Raw genomic sequence first — 14077 nt, forward strand, 5'->3', positions numbered from 1 at the left:
AAGTCAGGGTTCCGGTAGGCGCGAGGTGCGGCGGAAAGACGCCGCCCTCTCCGGTCAGTTGAACTGCTCCGAGATCAACCGCTCTTCCAGCCCATGGCCGGGATCGAAGAGGATCCGGTGGCTGACGCTGGGGTCTGACGAGACTTCGACCGTCGTCACATCGCGGTGCGACTGGCCGTCGGCATCGGCCATCACGGGGCGTTTTTTGCGGTTCTTGCACATCGAAACGCACCGTGGCCCGTTTCGGCAACAAGGCCCCACGCCAGCGGCGCGGGCGGAAGGCGGCAATCGGGGTCAGGGCCAAGACATCCGAACCGATGGGCAGGATCGGTCCATGGGCGGAGTAGTTATAGGCGGTGGAGCCCGCAGGGGTCGCCACCAGTGCCCCGTCGCAGACCAGTTCCTCCATGCGCTGACGCCCGTCTATCGTGATGCGCAGCTTGGCCGCCTGCGGCCCCGCGCGCAGCAGGGAAACCTCGTTGATCGCCAGCGCGGTCGAAATCGTCCCGTCGATATGGGTGGCGCGCATGACCAAAGGGTTAATCACCGCCTCTTCCGCCGCCGCCAGCCGCGCTTGCAGGTCGCCCTCTCGGTAGGCGTTCATCAAAAAGCCGATGGTGCCCCGGTTCATCCCATAGACCGGCGCGTCCATGTCTTGGGTGCTGTGCAGCGTGTGCAGCATGAACCCGTCGCCCCCAAGCGCCACGATCACCTCGGCTTGACGCAATGGCACATCGCCATAACGCCCGATCAAAGCGGCCCGCGCCGTCTGTGCCACGCTGGCCCGGCTGGCCACAAAAGCGATCTTTAAGGACATGTCAGCAGGCTCATTCCGGCGAAGTTTCCGATCATCGGCGTTTGGGGCCAAAACAATCACATTATTCCGTGCGCCACCAGTGTTGACGCACATATCTTGCAACCTGTCGGTTTACAGCCTTCACCTCAGGCCGGGTTTCCGATAGGCAACACGCGAAACCAGCTCCAATGAGGATCCCCTGATGTCCGATTTCTTCACCAAATCTCTCGCTGATTCCGATCCCGCCCTCGCCGCTGCGATCGATGCCGAACTGGGCCGCCAGCGCGGCGAGATCGAATTGATCGCCAGCGAGAACATTGTTTCGGCTGCGGTGCTTGAGGCGCAGGGCAGCATCATGACCAACAAATACGCCGAAGGCTATCCGGGGCGCCGCTACTATGGCGGCTGTGAGCATGTCGACGTGGCCGAGAACCTCGCCATCGATCGCGCCTGTGCGCTTTTCGATTGCCAGTTCGCCAATGTGCAGCCGAACTCCGGCAGCCAAGCAAACCAAGGTGTCTTCACCGCGCTGCTGCAACCGGGCGACACCATTCTGGGGATGAGCCTTGATGCCGGGGGGCACCTGACCCACGGGGCCAAGCCGAACCAGTCGGGCAAATGGTTCAACGCCGTGCAATACGGTGTGCGCAAACAGGACAATCTGCTGGACTACGTCCAAGTCGCCGAATTGGCGAAAGAGCATCAGCCCAAGATGATCATCGCCGGTGGCTCCGCCATCCCGCGTCAGATCGACTTTGCCAAGATGCGCGAGATTGCAGACAGCGTGGGCGCCTATCTGCTCGTCGACATGGCGCATTTCGCGGGTCTTGTCGCGGCGGGTGAGCATCCCTCCCCCTTCCCCCATGCGCATGTGGCGACGACCACGACCCACAAGACCCTGCGCGGCCCGCGCGGCGGCATGATCCTGACCAATGACGAGGCGATCTCGAAAAAGATCAACTCCGCCATCTTCCCCGGCATTCAGGGCGGCCCCTTGATGCATGTGATCGCGGCCAAGGCCGTGGCCTTTGGCGAAGCGCAGCAGCCTGAGTTCAAAGCCTATGCCAAACAGGTCATCGCCAATGCGCAGGCGCTGTCGGATCAGTTGATCAAAGGCGGCCTCGACACCGTGACCCACGGCACCGACACCCATGTTGTGCTGGTCGACCTGCGCCCGAAAGGCGTGAAGGGCAACGACACGGAGAAGGCTCTGGGCCGGGCGCATATCACCTGCAACAAGAACGGCGTGCCGTTTGACCCGGAAAAGCCAATGGTGACGAGCGGCATCCGTCTCGGCTCCCCTGCGGGCACGACACGCGGCTTTGGTGAGGCCGAGTTCCGCCAGATCGCCGATTGGATCATCGAAGTGGTCGATGGGCTGGCGGCCAATGGTGCCGATGGCAATGCCGAGGTCGAGGCCAAGGTGAAAGCCGAGGTCGAAGCGCTGTGCCAGCGTTTCCCGATGTATCCGAACCTGTAAGCGATTTGGCCCTCGCAGCGATGCGGGGGCCACTTTACCCCCCGGCCGGGCGGCGCCCGACCGCGGGTGGGCATCGCAAACTGCGTTCCTACCGCTTTATTTCTCAACCATGATGTGCGGCCAAGCAAAGCGCCTTGATTCCGGGCGATCATCGCCAGACAGCCCCCTTGCCGATCCCCCCTCCCCGCGCCACATTCTCTCGCAAAGGAGAACCGCATGATCATTCACCCCAAGGGCAGCCGCCCCTCTGAACCCGGCCCTGACGATTACTTCACCGGAGAGGTCGAGATGACCCCGCTGATCTCGGCCCCGGCGCCTGCCCGCCTCCGCGGCGTGACGGTGACCTTTCAGCCCGGCGCGCGCACGGCGTGGCATGTCCACCCTCTGGGCCAGACCCTGATCGTCACCGAAGGCACAGGCCGCGCCCAGACCGAAGGCAGCCCGGTGCAGACGCTGAACAAGGGCGATGTCGTCTGGTTCGGCCCCGGTGAGAAACACTGGCACGGGGCCGCGCCCGACAGCGCCATGACCCATATCGCCCTGCAAGAGGCACAGGTCGGTGAGGCGGTCGAATGGATGGAAAAGGTATTGGACGCGGATTACGACCCGGCCTGAGCCCATCGGCGCGGCGGCTTACACGTAGCCGCGCCACCAAAGCCAGATCACAAAGCCTGCGAAAACCACCAGAATATTGAAGGCCACGCCGGCCAGCCGGTCAAGGATGATGCCGCGCCGCCGGGCCTTTGGGTCGATCTCTTTCAAATGCGCCGTAACCCGGTTGAAGGCGGCCCAAACCGGGGCATCCTCCAACTGACGGGCGATATGGGGGTTGGCGACCAGATGCTCGGTCTTGCTGAGCAACATCCCATCGCCGCGAATGCCGCGCGGCAGTTCCGGCCCGGCGCGGTGAAACGCCTCACGCAGATCGCGGGCCTTGATGCGCAAACGGTCCTCGAACAAAGGGCGCAGCGCCTCGGCGCGGGTGTCGAAATCTTGGCGGTCAATCATGGGCGCATCTAATCGCTCTGGTCCCCGGGCTGCAATGCCCTTAAATTTGCCCGCATGTTGAATTACTCCGAATATGGCGAAGCCGCCGCCGACCGCCCGACCCTGCTGATCGTCCATGGCCTCTATGGCTCTGGCCGCAACTGGGGCGTGATCGCCAAACGCCTCGCGGACGCGCGTCATGTCGTCACCGTCGACATGCGCAACCACGGCGGCAGCCCGCATCACGACACCCACAGCTACCCCGAAATGGCGCAGGATCTGGCCGAGGTGATCACGCATCTGGGCGGCCCGGTGGACATCTGCGGCCACTCGATGGGCGGCAAGGCGGTGATGATGCTGGCGCTGACCCGGCCCGAGCTGCTGCGCCGCGTGATCGTCGCCGACATCGCGCCTGTCGCTTACGGCCACACGCAACAGATGTTCATCGACGCCATGCGCGGCGTGGACCTCAGCCGTGTCGAGCGCCGCTCGGACGCCGAGGCGCAGCTGGCCGAGGCGGGGGTGGAGCGCGCGTTGCAGAGCTTTTTCACCCAATCGCTCGACCTGCCCGGCAAGCGCTGGCGGCTGAACCTCGACGCGCTTGAGGCGGAGATGCCCAAGATCGTCGGCTGGCCCGAGGATGTGACCGGCCAGTTCCCGGGGCCGACCCTGTTTCTGTCGGGCGGTGCCTCGGACTATGTGCAGCCCGAACACCGTGAGCCGATCAAGGCGCTGTTCCCACAAGCGCGCTTTGCCAAGATTCCCGGCGCGGGGCATTGGCTGCACGCAGAGAAACCGCGCGAGTTCGAAGCCACGCTGCGCATCTTTCTAAACGCCGAAGGGGCCTCGCACGCGGGCTGACCGCTTTGGCCCTGTCAGATCGCCCCAGCACAGCGCCCGCAAGGGTTGAACAGGCGCCCCCGCCCTTATTTATGGGGCCGTCAAAGCCATTCCCCCCTTGCAGCCCGTGCCGCCATCCCTATAAGGCAGGACAATTTGCAAAATTAGGGGGCCGCCATGCCGAAACGTACCGACATCCAGTCGATCATGATCATTGGTGCGGGGCCGATTGTCATCGGACAAGCCTGCGAGTTCGACTATTCCGGCGCCCAAGCCTGTAAAGCGCTGAAGGAGGAAGGCTACCGCGTCATCCTCGTCAACTCCAACCCGGCCACGATCATGACCGATCCCGGGCTCGCCGACGCCACCTATATCGAGCCCATCACGCCCGAAATCGTCGCCAAAATCATCGAGAAAGAGCGCCCCGATGCGCTGCTGCCCACCATGGGCGGCCAGACGGGCCTCAACACCTCGCTCGCGCTCGAAGAGATGGGCGTGCTTGAGAAATTCGGCGTCGAGATGATCGGAGCCAAGCGCGAGGCCATCGAGATGGCCGAGGACCGCAAACTCTTCCGCGAAGCGATGGACCGTCTGGGCATCGAAAACCCCAAGGCCACCATCGTCACCGCCCCGACGCGCGAAGACGGCAAGAAAGACCTCGCCGCGGGCGTGAACCTCGCGCTCGAAGCGCTGGAATACGTCGGTCTGCCCGCCATCATCCGCCCCGCCTTCACCATGGGCGGCACCGGCGGCGGCGTGGCCTACAACCGCGAGGATTACGAGTTCTACTGCCGCTCGGGCATGGATGCCTCGCCGATGGGCCAGATCCTCGTCGATGAGTCGCTGCTCGGCTGGAAGGAATACGAGATGGAGGTGGTGCGCGACACCGCCGACAACGCCATCATCGTCTGCTCCATCGAGAACATCGACCCGATGGGCGTGCACACCGGCGACAGCATCACCGTGGCCCCCGCGTTGACGCTGACGGACAAAGAATACCAGATCATGCGCAACCACTCCATTGCGGTGCTGCGCGAGATTGGGGTGGAGACCGGTGGCTCCAACGTGCAATGGGCGGTGAACCCCGCCGATGGCCGCATGGTGGTGATTGAGATGAACCCGCGCGTGTCCCGCTCTTCGGCGCTGGCGTCCAAGGCCACGGGTTTCCCCATCGCCAAGATCGCCGCGAAGCTCGCCGTGGGCTTCACGCTGGACGAGCTCGACAACGACATCACCGGCGTCACCCCCGCCTCCTTCGAGCCGACCATCGACTATGTGGTCACCAAGATCCCCAAATTCGCCTTTGAGAAATTCCCCGGGGCCGAGCCCAACCTGACCACCGCGATGAAATCGGTGGGTGAGACCATGGCCATTGGCCGCACCATCCACGAGAGCCTGCAAAAGGCGCTGGCGTCAATGGAATCGGGCCTTACAGGCTTTGACGAAGTCGAAATCGCCGGTCTCAACAGCGACCTGCCCGGCGACGCGCCCGAGAATATGGCGGCGCTTATCAAAGCCGTGTCGGCGCCTACCCCCGACCGGATGCGCACCATCGCGCAAGCGATGCGCCACGGCATGTCGGACGACGATCTGCACGCGCATACGATGTTCGACCCGTGGTTCCTTGCCCGCATCCGTGAGATTATCGAGGCCGAGGAAGGCGTTCGCGCAAACGGCTTGCCAAGCGATGCCGATACCTTCCGCGAGTTGAAGATGATGGGCTTCACTGATGCCCGCCTCGCCATGCTGACCGACAGCCGCGAGGCACAGGTCCGCGACGCGCGGCTGGCGCTTGGCGTCAAGGCCGTGTTCAAACGCATCGACACCTGCGCCGCTGAGTTCGAGGCGCAGACGCCTTACATGTACTCCACCTATGAGACCCCGCTGATGGGCGAGGCGGAATGCGAGGCGCGGCCCTCGGACCGTAAGAAGGTAGTGATCCTCGGCGGTGGCCCGAACCGGATCGGTCAGGGCATCGAGTTCGACTATTGCTGCTGCCACGCCTGCTACGCGCTGACGGATGCGGGCTATGAGACCATCATGGTCAACTGCAACCCCGAGACGGTTTCGACCGACTATGACACCTCGGACCGCCTCTATTTCGAGCCGCTGACCTTTGAGCATGTCATGGAGATCCTGCGCGTCGAGCAGGAGAACGGCACGCTGCACGGCGTCATCGTGCAGTTCGGCGGCCAGACCCCCCTGAAGCTTGCCAATGGTTTGCAAGAAGCGGGCATTCCGATCCTCGGCACCACGCCCGACATGATCGATCTGGCCGAAGACCGTGAGCGTTTCCAGCAGCTTGTGCTGAACCTCGGCCTGAAACAGCCGCGCAATGGCATCGCCCATTCCGATGCGGAGGCGATGGAGATCGCCAAGGAAATCGGCTTCCCGCTGGTGATCCGCCCCTCCTATGTTCTGGGTGGCCGCGCGATGGAAATCGTGCGCGACCAGGCCAGCCTTGAGCGCTACATCACCACCGCCGTCGTCGTCTCGGGCGACAGCCCGGTGCTGCTCGACAGCTACCTCAGCGGCGCGGTGGAGCTTGACGTCGACGCGCTTTGCGACGGCAAGGATGTCCACGTGGCGGGCATCATGCAGCACATCGAAGAGGCGGGCGTGCACTCCGGCGACAGCGCTTGTTCGCTGCCGCCCTATTCGCTGCCGCGCGAAGTGATCGAAGAGGTCGAAGAGCAGACCCGCGCGCTGGCCAAGGCGCTCAACGTTGTGGGCCTGATGAACATCCAGTTCGCGGTGAAGGACGGCGAGATTTACCTCATCGAGGTGAACCCCCGTGCCTCGCGCACCGTGCCCTTCGTGGCCAAGGCGACCGATAGCGCCATCGCCTCCATCGCCGCGCGGATTATGGCCGGTGAGCCGCTGAGCAACTTCCCGCAGCGCCCCGCCTACCCCGATCAGGCGGCCTATGAAGACACGCTGCCCTTGGGCGACCCGATGACGCTGGCCGACCCCAATATGCCGTGGTTCTCGGTCAAAGAGGCCGTGCTGCCTTTCGCCCGTTTCCCCGGCGTCGACACGCTGCTGGGGCCAGAAATGCGCTCCACCGGTGAGGTCATGGGCTGGGACCGCGACTTCCCCCGCGCCTTCCTCAAGGCGCAGATGGGCGCGGGCAACCCGCTGCCGCGCAAGGGCTGCGCTTTCCTGTCGGTTAAGGATGCGGATAAGGGCCAGAACATGCTGGATGCGGCGAAGATCCTGCTAGACCAAGGCTTTACCCTCATCGGCACCCGTGGCACGGCGGAATGGCTCACCGCCAATGGCCATGCCTGCGATGTGGTGAACAAGGTCTATGAGGGCGCCCGGACATCACCGATATGATGAAGAACGGCGAGGTGCATCTGGTGATGAACACCACCGAAGGCGCACAGGCGGTCGAAGACAGCAAGTCGATCCGCTCCATCGCGCTTTACGACAAGATCCCCTATTTCACCACCGCCGCAGGTGCCCATGCCGCCGCATTGGCAATCAAGGCGCAGGCCGAGGATGCGATCGGCGTGAAAGCGCTTCAGGGATAAGAAAAAGGGGCTGCCCATCGGGCGGCCCCTTTCGCATTTGGGCATCGGCGCCCGCCTAGCTGATGATGCAGCGGATCCAGCAAAGCTGAGGCGCGAAACGCATCCGCGTGGCATGCGAGACGTTGACCTCCGTGCCCTCCAAGCCGATCTGCGCAATCGGCTCGTGCATGAAAGAAGTCTCCACCAACACCAGACGGTCACCATTGGCCATCAGCGGCACCCGCTCGCGCGAAAGCCCCGCGATAAAGTCGAGATCGAGCAGGCTGTCCAGTCCGATGCCTTGCGAGAAATCCACCGCCAAAATCCGGCGGGTCAGACTGTCGCAATTCAGAATGCACCGCACCTGCGTGACGCGAAGAGAGACTTCGTAACCGGTGAGCTGCTCCGCGACCGACTGCAGGCCCAAGAGATCAGCGGCGTTGATCGGCGTCGTCTGCCGCGACAGGCTGTCGGCGATGACGGCGGTGGCATCGGTCGCCATCCCGCGCACCCGAAAGGCATCGGTAAAGGTCAGCATCGCCATGATCGACCAGACCAACAACGGCAGCAGAACCAGAAAGGCAATCGTCTGGCTGCCCTCTTCCGACCGGACGAAACCTTTGAATACGATCCCCCTCATCCGCGCGGCTCCGTCACGAAAGCGGTGGTGACCCGCACGCCATATGTGCCATCCGACCCTTCGGGCAATTTCCGGCCCAAGCCTGTCCCCGGCAAAAGCGGATCGAACAGGCGGCAGACCCGCATCATCATCAGATTGTTCTGCTGGCCGGGTAGAAAGCCATTTGCGGGGTCGAAATCCTCATCCCGGTCGACACAGGGGGCAGCCCCGCTCAGATCAGCCCAGTCGGCAATCGGCATGGCCCGCATTTCGATCCGGATATTCTCGATGCAGCCCGCATCGAAAACCGACCGCTCACAAATCAGCGCCTTCATCGCGTCATAGCCTGGCACGGAACCGGTGGCCAACCGCACGTCCCGCACGGCCAAATTCGTGGCCCGCCGCAACATGATCTCACGCGCGCTCCACAGGCCCGTCTCAAGCGCGAGGAAGAAGAAGTAAAAGACGAGCGGCAAAAGGATGACGAACTCGATGGTGACCCCGCCCGCCTCGGACCGGCGAAAGCGGTCTTTGACGAAGCGGATCATTTGGTCAGCCTCAACATAGAGATGGACGCCGCGATCATGTCGAAGGCGGTTTGGATCTCCAGACCCTGAACGTCGAAGTAATGGGCCTCGGAAGAGGCGCAGTCTTTCAAAAGGCTGAGGGAGTTGGTGCTGTCGACATCCATGCCGATGGAATAGACGACGACGCCAGCGGTGTTCGCGACGCCGCAGATTTGGCGCAGGCGGCGGTCTTTCTCGTTCGCGCTGATGGTGTCGTGCATGTTGTTCCAAAAACTATTCGCGCGCGAACTCCAAGTCTGCGATCCGCCCCACCAGCTCGTCGTCCGCCGCCGGCCATAGAGGTTATAGCCGTAGTAATAAGGGGACATCTCGGCCCAAACCTCGGGCCAGTCGAGCCGTTCTTCCTGCCCTTGATCCCTATAGTCCCGTAGACTGGGGTGGTTGAGCAGCGTGTAATCATCCCACCTACGATCAGAGCCCCAAGGGTGGGTCGCATAAAAGTAGTCCTCAGGATAGGAATTATCCCCGTCGTATTCGTTGGAGCGTTCAGCAGAATCCACTGTATAGAACACCACCGACCCGTAGTCGGTGCGGATCACATCCGACTCGCCGGAAGCATACTCAGGCTCAAGACGGTATTCCGGAAAGTTCTCACCATCCGTCATCAGCACCAGAACCTTCATGCTGTTATCAGCCCCGTGTGGGTGCGGACGGCCTTGAAACTCCTGCGGGACCAGACCGACGTCGATCAAGCCGCTCACCGGCCCCTGTGCGGATGGGTCGAGCAAGGCCAGCCCCCACTTCGCACCAACGTCGATCGACGTCGACCCTTCGGCGGTCAAGGCGAGGATTTGCGATCTCAGCGCCGCGACCGAGTCTGACAAAGGAGTAATTTCAAAGCCTGCGTCTTTACGGCAAACCCATTGGCCCCTTTCCTGATTGGAACTCGACATGCTCTGGAACTGGAAGTGCCCTGTCCGTTGCATCTGTTGTTGGGGGTCGATCGCCAAGGAACCATAGTCATTCCCATCGAAATCCACGCAGTGGGAATAGCTATGTTCGGTGGTTGTCGAATATTGGCCCAGCAGAGCTTCTCCCGCATTTACCTTGGTCGAATAGGGAATGATCGAAATCGATACGCGTCCCTCTTCGGTATCGCTTAGGATCGTATCGACAAAGTCGATGGCCGCATTCTTCAGCAGGGTCAGCTTGATCCCGCTGCGGTCGCTGGTCCTCTCCCCCATCGACCCCGACACATCCAACACCAGAGAAATCTCGATATCCTCGACCCGTTCGGTCGCCTCAGAGCTGATCGTCATCCCGAGTGAATCGATGTCGAAAAACCGGAAGAAATAAGTGTTCAGCCCGGCGGGAAGCGAGGCTTCGACGGTGCGCCCCACCAGAATGCCGCCGATCTTTTCTTCGCTCGAGTCGATCACCACCTCGGAAGGATCGAGCCCCGCGGAGGTCAGGTAGCTGCGCACGACCTCTTCAGGGTCGAGGTCTTGCGACAGGCTCGCCGCGGCGAGCACGGCATTGTCGAGATGGGTCTGAAAGGTGGTCCGCGTCCGCTCGTGGTTCGCCAGGTCCACGGCCAGCCCGCCAAAGATCGTGATCCCGAAAAACACGACCAACATGAGGACCAGCATGCCGCCGCCCTCGTCCTTGCGAAAACGCTTTGCCCGCTTGCAAAGCATTCGACTGATAATACTGCGCCTCATGACACCTCTCTTTTTCGGAGGTTGAATCCGTAAGCAAATTCTGTGCTTTAGGCTGCGGCATCCGCGGGTGGTGGACCTGTAAATCACGCGCCGGAGGGGCCGCTGCCTCCAAAAAAACCCTGCTGTTCTCGTTCAATTAATGATTGCTAATGCTCGATCACTGCGCGGTTACGGTTGCATAGTCAAGCCAGCGCGCGGGGGCCGGGGCGATCAAAATTCGCAACTGTAGCGGCATTCACACGTCTGCCCCGTCAAAGCCGTGGCAAGTCCTGTGCGGTTTCGCTAAAGTATGGAACCTGCACCTTGCTGCCCCCTGCAGCAAAGTGCACCGACATGACAACGGCCCTTGCAATTCGCCCGGGGCTGCTCAGCTTTATCAGACCAGCCATGCCGTTGGAGAGAAAGGGATCACACCGATGTATCAAGCCGCCATCACCGGTACGGGCGTTTTCACGCCGCAGCAAACCATCACCAACGCCGAACTGGTCGAAGCCTTCAACGCCTATGCCGACCTCTACAACGCCGAAAATGCCGAGGCGATTGAAGCGGGCACCCTAGAGGCCAAGGCGCATTCCTCGGAAGAGTTCATCGTCAAAGCCAGCGGCATCGAACAGCGCTATGTCATGGATAAATCCGGCGTGCTGGACCCCAATGTGATGCACCCCCTGCTGCGCCAGCGCGCGGATGAGGAACCTTCCCTCATGGCCGAAATGGCCATTGATGCCGCGCAAAAGGCGCTCGCCGCCGCTGGAAAGAGTGCCGAGGATGTGGACGCGGTGATCTGCGCCGCTTCGAACTTAGAGCGTGCCTATCCCGCCGTGGCCATCGAGATTCAGGAACTTCTCGGCGTGAAGGGCTTCGCCTTCGACATGAACGTCGCCTGTTCTTCGGCCACTTTCGGCATTCAGGCGGCGGCGGATATGATCCGCTCCGGCTCCATCCGCTCCGCCCTCGTGGTGAACCCCGAGATTTGCTCCGCCCACCTCGAATGGCGTGATCGCGATTGCCACTTCATCTTTGGTGACGTGGCCACCGCCACGCTGCTGGAACGGGCCGAAGATGTCGACGGCCCCTGTTTCGACGTCATCTCGACCCGCTGCGCGACCGAATATTCCAACAACATCCGCAACAACAACGGCTTCCTCCGCCGCTCCCGCCCCGATGGGCTGAGCGACCGGCGCGATATGCAGTTCATGCAGAATGGGCGCAAAGTGTTTAAGGAAGTGTTACCCATGGTGGCCGACCATATCGGTGGGCATATGTCCGACAACGGGTTGGAATCCGCCGATCTCAAGCGCATCTGGCTGCATCAGGCGAATAAGTCGATGAACGATTTCATCGGGCGCAAAGTGCTGGGGCGCGAGCCTGAGCCGGGCGAACAGCCCAACATTCTGCAAGACTACGCCAACACCTCCTCCGCCGGGTCGATCATCGCTTTCGCCAAGAACTCCGACGATCTGGAAGACGGCGACACCGGGCTGATCTGCTCCTTCGGGGCGGGTTATTCCGTCGGCTCCGTCATCGTCAAAAAGCGCGGCTGACGCGCCGTACCCGGCCCTAAGATGAGGACGGGGTTTGCATCTTGATCCGCTGTCATGGGCGGCGTAACACCCTGCCCATGGCAAAGCTTTACTTCAATTACTCCACCATGAACGCCGGTAAATCCACAGTGCTGCTTCAAGCGGCGCATAACTATGTGGAACGCGGCATGGTGCCCTTTTTGCTCACCGCGCAGTTCGACAACCGCGCGGGCGAAGGGCGCATCGCCTCCCGCATCGGCATCGGGCAAGAGGCCGATACTTTCGCCCCGGGCGAAGACCTTTTGGCCAAGATCGAAGCCCGGTTGGAGCAAGGCCCCTGCGCCTGTATCTTTGTCGATGAGGCGCAGTTTCTAGAGGTTGAGCAGGTCTGGCAACTGGCCCGTGCGGTGGATGATCTGGGCGTGCCGATCATGTGTTTTGGCCTTCGCGTCGATTTCCGGGGTGAGCTTTTCCCCGGCTCCGCCACCCTGCTGGCGCTCGCCGATGAGATGCGCGAAGTGCGCACCATTTGCCATTGCGGCAAGAAGGCCACGATGGTCGTGCGCCGCGACGCCGAAGGGCAAGCGATGCGGGACGGCGCGCAGGTGCAGATCGGCGGGAACGAGACCTATGTCTCGCTCTGCCGCAAACACTGGCGCGCCGCCGTGGGCGACGGTTAAACCCGGTTTGGCGGGGCCTCTCCGTCGATGAAGGCTTGTAGATTGGCCACGGCCATCAGCCCCATATCGACACGGACCTCATGCGCCGCGGTGCCGAGATGCGGCAACAGCACAACATTGTCGAGATCACGCAGCGCCTGCGGCACCTTGGGCTCGAACTCATAGACATCCAGCCCCGCACCGCCGATGCGCCCCGCTTGCAGGGCTTCGATCAAGGCGGCCTCCTGCACCACATCGCCGCGGGCGATGTTAATCAGATGGGCATGGGGCTGCATCGCGCGGAGTACGGTTTCATCGATCAAATGCCGCGTCTCGCCGCCGCCGGGCACAGCGATGACAAGCACATCCACGGCTTCAGCCAGCGCGGTCAGGCTTTCGACACGGGTGGCGGGAAAATCGAGGTCTTTCTCACTGCGGTTGAAATAGCTGACCTGCATTTCAAACCCATAGTGGCAGCGCCGCGCGATGGCCTGCCCGATCCGGCCCATGCCAACGATGCCGACCCGTTTGCCGGTCAAATGCAGCCCCAACATCTGCGTCGGGTGCCAACCGGCCCATGCGCCGGAGCGGACCAGCCGCTCCCCTTCGGCAGCGCGGCGGGCGGACATCAGCATGAGCGTCATGGCGACATCCGCCGTGGCATCGGTGACGGCGCCGGGGGTGTTGGTCACCTCCACCCCCGCCGCGCGCGCCGCTGCCGCGTCGATGTGGTTATAACCGACGCCGAAATTGGCGAGGATCTTGCAGCGCGGCTCGGGCACATCGGCGAAAACCTCGGCCGAGAAGGCGTCCCCCAGGGTCGGCATCACCCCGTCATAGTCGCGCAGCGCCGCGCGCATTTCTTCGCCCGAAAGCGGCGCGGTTTCCTCGCGCACCGTCACTTCGCAGCCCTTCAACGCCTCGGTGACATCTTTGGGTAAAGGTCTGGCAATCAATATCTTTTTCAATGCATCCGCCCTCCTTCGGGCACTTTTTGATCGGGCGACAAAAGCACGATCTCTCCGTCCTTGTCGGGCAGGCCGAGCACCAGCACCTCGGACATGAAAGGCCCGATCTGACGGACGGGGAAATTAACCACGGCCACGACCTGCCGCCCCACCAGCGTCTCCGGCGTATAATGCGCGGTGATCTGGGCCGAGGTCTTACGCTCGCCGATCTCCTCGCCAAAATCTACCCAGAGTTTGATCGCCGGTTTGCGTGCTTCCGGAAAGGCTTCGGCCCGGGTCACGGTGCCGACGCGAATATCGACCTTGAGGAAATCGTCGAAAGTGATCTCAGCCATTGGCCAGCTCCCGCGATCTGTCCGCCGCGGCGGCGACCGCGCGCTTGAGAAGGGGCGGGAAGCCTTCGGCCTTGTCCATCAAAACCTCAAGCGCCGCTTGGGTCGTGCCA

11 protein-coding genes and 3 pseudogenes are annotated in these 14077 nt (G+C 62.4%); 6 read left to right on the top strand and 8 right to left on the bottom strand.

What is annotated here, in order from left to right; translation table 11 throughout:
- Positions 1-54: 54 nt before the first annotated feature.
- Positions 55-817 (bottom strand): annotated as a pseudogene (locus tag FCK22_RS12485) (NAD kinase).
- A gap of 181 nt (positions 818-998) precedes the next feature.
- On the opposite strand from FCK22_RS12485, the gene glyA reads away from it, so the two are divergent.
- Together glyA and FCK22_RS12495 are read left to right on the top strand one after the other, a co-directional pair.
- Entirely contained in the window at positions 999-2276 is a 1278-nt protein-coding gene (glyA, locus tag FCK22_RS12490; protein WP_067267285.1) for a serine hydroxymethyltransferase, read from the top strand.
- 216 nt (positions 2277-2492) lie between these two features.
- A complete protein-coding gene (locus FCK22_RS12495; protein WP_067267287.1) occupies positions 2493-2891 on the top strand; it encodes a cupin domain-containing protein in 399 nt (132 codons plus the stop codon).
- 18 nt (positions 2892-2909) lie between these two features.
- Here the strand turns inward: FCK22_RS12495 and FCK22_RS12500 are convergent, their stop codons facing one another.
- The gene (locus tag FCK22_RS12500; RefSeq protein ID WP_067267288.1) at positions 2910-3284 is read right to left on the bottom strand and encodes a hypothetical protein; all 375 of its coding nucleotides are present in this window, start codon (positions 3282-3284) and stop codon (positions 2910-2912) included.
- A gap of 54 nt (positions 3285-3338) precedes the next feature.
- Between FCK22_RS12500 and FCK22_RS12505 the strand changes: the two genes are divergently transcribed.
- Both FCK22_RS12505 and carB read left to right on the top strand, forming a co-directional pair.
- Entirely contained in the window at positions 3339-4124 is a 786-nt protein-coding gene (locus tag FCK22_RS12505) for an alpha/beta fold hydrolase (protein WP_067267290.1), read from the top strand.
- 156 nt (positions 4125-4280) lie between these two features.
- A pseudogene (carB, locus tag FCK22_RS12510) lies at positions 4281-7639 on the top strand (carbamoyl-phosphate synthase large subunit).
- 55 nt (positions 7640-7694) lie between these two features.
- Here the strand turns inward: carB and FCK22_RS12515 are convergent.
- From FCK22_RS12515 to FCK22_RS12525, 3 genes are read right to left on the bottom strand one after another with little or no spacing between them, the layout of a single operon-like run.
- Positions 7695-8258, bottom strand: a complete 564-nt coding sequence (locus tag FCK22_RS12515; protein ID WP_067267294.1) for a hypothetical protein — start codon at positions 8256-8258, stop codon at positions 7695-7697.
- The gene (locus tag FCK22_RS12520) at positions 8255-8785 is read right to left on the bottom strand and encodes a TadE/TadG family type IV pilus assembly protein (protein ID WP_067267295.1); all 531 of its coding nucleotides are present in this window, start codon (positions 8783-8785) and stop codon (positions 8255-8257) included. The genes FCK22_RS12515 and FCK22_RS12520 overlap by 4 nt, the downstream gene beginning before the upstream one ends.
- The gene (locus tag FCK22_RS12525) at positions 8782-10485 is read right to left on the bottom strand and encodes a TadE/TadG family type IV pilus assembly protein (RefSeq protein WP_136720455.1); all 1704 of its coding nucleotides are present in this window, start codon (positions 10483-10485) and stop codon (positions 8782-8784) included. The genes FCK22_RS12520 and FCK22_RS12525 overlap by 4 nt, the downstream gene beginning before the upstream one ends.
- 416 nt (positions 10486-10901) lie before the next feature.
- On the opposite strand from FCK22_RS12525, the gene FCK22_RS12530 reads away from it, so the two are divergent.
- On the top strand, positions 10902-12026 hold the full coding sequence (locus FCK22_RS12530; RefSeq protein ID WP_067267298.1) for a beta-ketoacyl-ACP synthase III: 1125 nt from the start codon (positions 10902-10904) through the stop codon (positions 12024-12026).
- Between the two features lie 77 nt (positions 12027-12103).
- Complete coding sequence (locus FCK22_RS12535) at positions 12104-12685, top strand: thymidine kinase (protein ID WP_067267300.1); 582 nt, start codon at positions 12104-12106, stop codon at positions 12683-12685.
- Here the strand turns inward: FCK22_RS12535 and FCK22_RS12540 are convergent.
- From FCK22_RS12540 to FCK22_RS19320, 3 genes and pseudogenes are all read right to left on the bottom strand, one after another.
- Complete coding sequence (locus FCK22_RS12540; protein ID WP_067267302.1) at positions 12682-13632, bottom strand: D-glycerate dehydrogenase; 951 nt, start codon at positions 13630-13632, stop codon at positions 12682-12684. The two genes, FCK22_RS12535 and FCK22_RS12540, sit on opposite strands and share 4 nt — an antisense overlap.
- On the bottom strand, positions 13629-13967 hold the full coding sequence (locus FCK22_RS12545; protein WP_067267303.1) for a tRNA-binding protein: 339 nt from the start codon (positions 13965-13967) through the stop codon (positions 13629-13631). The genes FCK22_RS12540 and FCK22_RS12545 overlap by 4 nt, the downstream gene beginning before the upstream one ends.
- Positions 13960-14077 (bottom strand): annotated as a pseudogene (locus FCK22_RS19320) (pyrroline-5-carboxylate reductase); the annotation flags it as partial. The pseudogene FCK22_RS19320 and the gene FCK22_RS12545, both read right to left, overlap by 8 nt.

Origin of the sequence: Sulfitobacter sp. 15WGC (assembly GCF_005068605.1) — a bacterium.
Taxonomy (GTDB): domain Bacteria; phylum Pseudomonadota; class Alphaproteobacteria; order Rhodobacterales; family Rhodobacteraceae; genus Sulfitobacter; species Sulfitobacter faviae.

Excerpts from the sequence above, each read along its gene's own strand:
- glyA (WP_067267285.1), top strand. The coding sequence starts at position 999 with ATGTCCGATTTCTTCACCAAATCTCTCGCTGATTCCGATCCCGCCCTC.
- FCK22_RS12495 (WP_067267287.1), top strand. The coding sequence starts at position 2,493 with ATGATCATTCACCCCAAGGGCAGCCGCCCCTCTGAACCCGGCCCTGAC.
- FCK22_RS12500 (WP_067267288.1), bottom strand. The coding sequence starts at position 3,284 with ATGATTGACCGCCAAGATTTCGACACCCGCGCCGAGGCGCTGCGCCCT.
- FCK22_RS12505 (WP_067267290.1), top strand. The coding sequence starts at position 3,339 with ATGTTGAATTACTCCGAATATGGCGAAGCCGCCGCCGACCGCCCGACC.
- FCK22_RS12515 (WP_067267294.1), bottom strand. The coding sequence starts at position 8,258 with ATGAGGGGGATCGTATTCAAAGGTTTCGTCCGGTCGGAAGAGGGCAGC.
- FCK22_RS12520 (WP_067267295.1), bottom strand. The coding sequence starts at position 8,785 with ATGATCCGCTTCGTCAAAGACCGCTTTCGCCGGTCCGAGGCGGGCGGG.
- FCK22_RS12525 (WP_136720455.1), bottom strand. The coding sequence starts at position 10,485 with ATGAGGCGCAGTATTATCAGTCGAATGCTTTGCAAGCGGGCAAAGCGT.
- FCK22_RS12530 (WP_067267298.1), top strand. The coding sequence starts at position 10,902 with ATGTATCAAGCCGCCATCACCGGTACGGGCGTTTTCACGCCGCAGCAA.
- FCK22_RS12535 (WP_067267300.1), top strand. The coding sequence starts at position 12,104 with ATGGCAAAGCTTTACTTCAATTACTCCACCATGAACGCCGGTAAATCC.
- FCK22_RS12545 (WP_067267303.1), bottom strand. The coding sequence starts at position 13,967 with ATGGCTGAGATCACTTTCGACGATTTCCTCAAGGTCGATATTCGCGTC.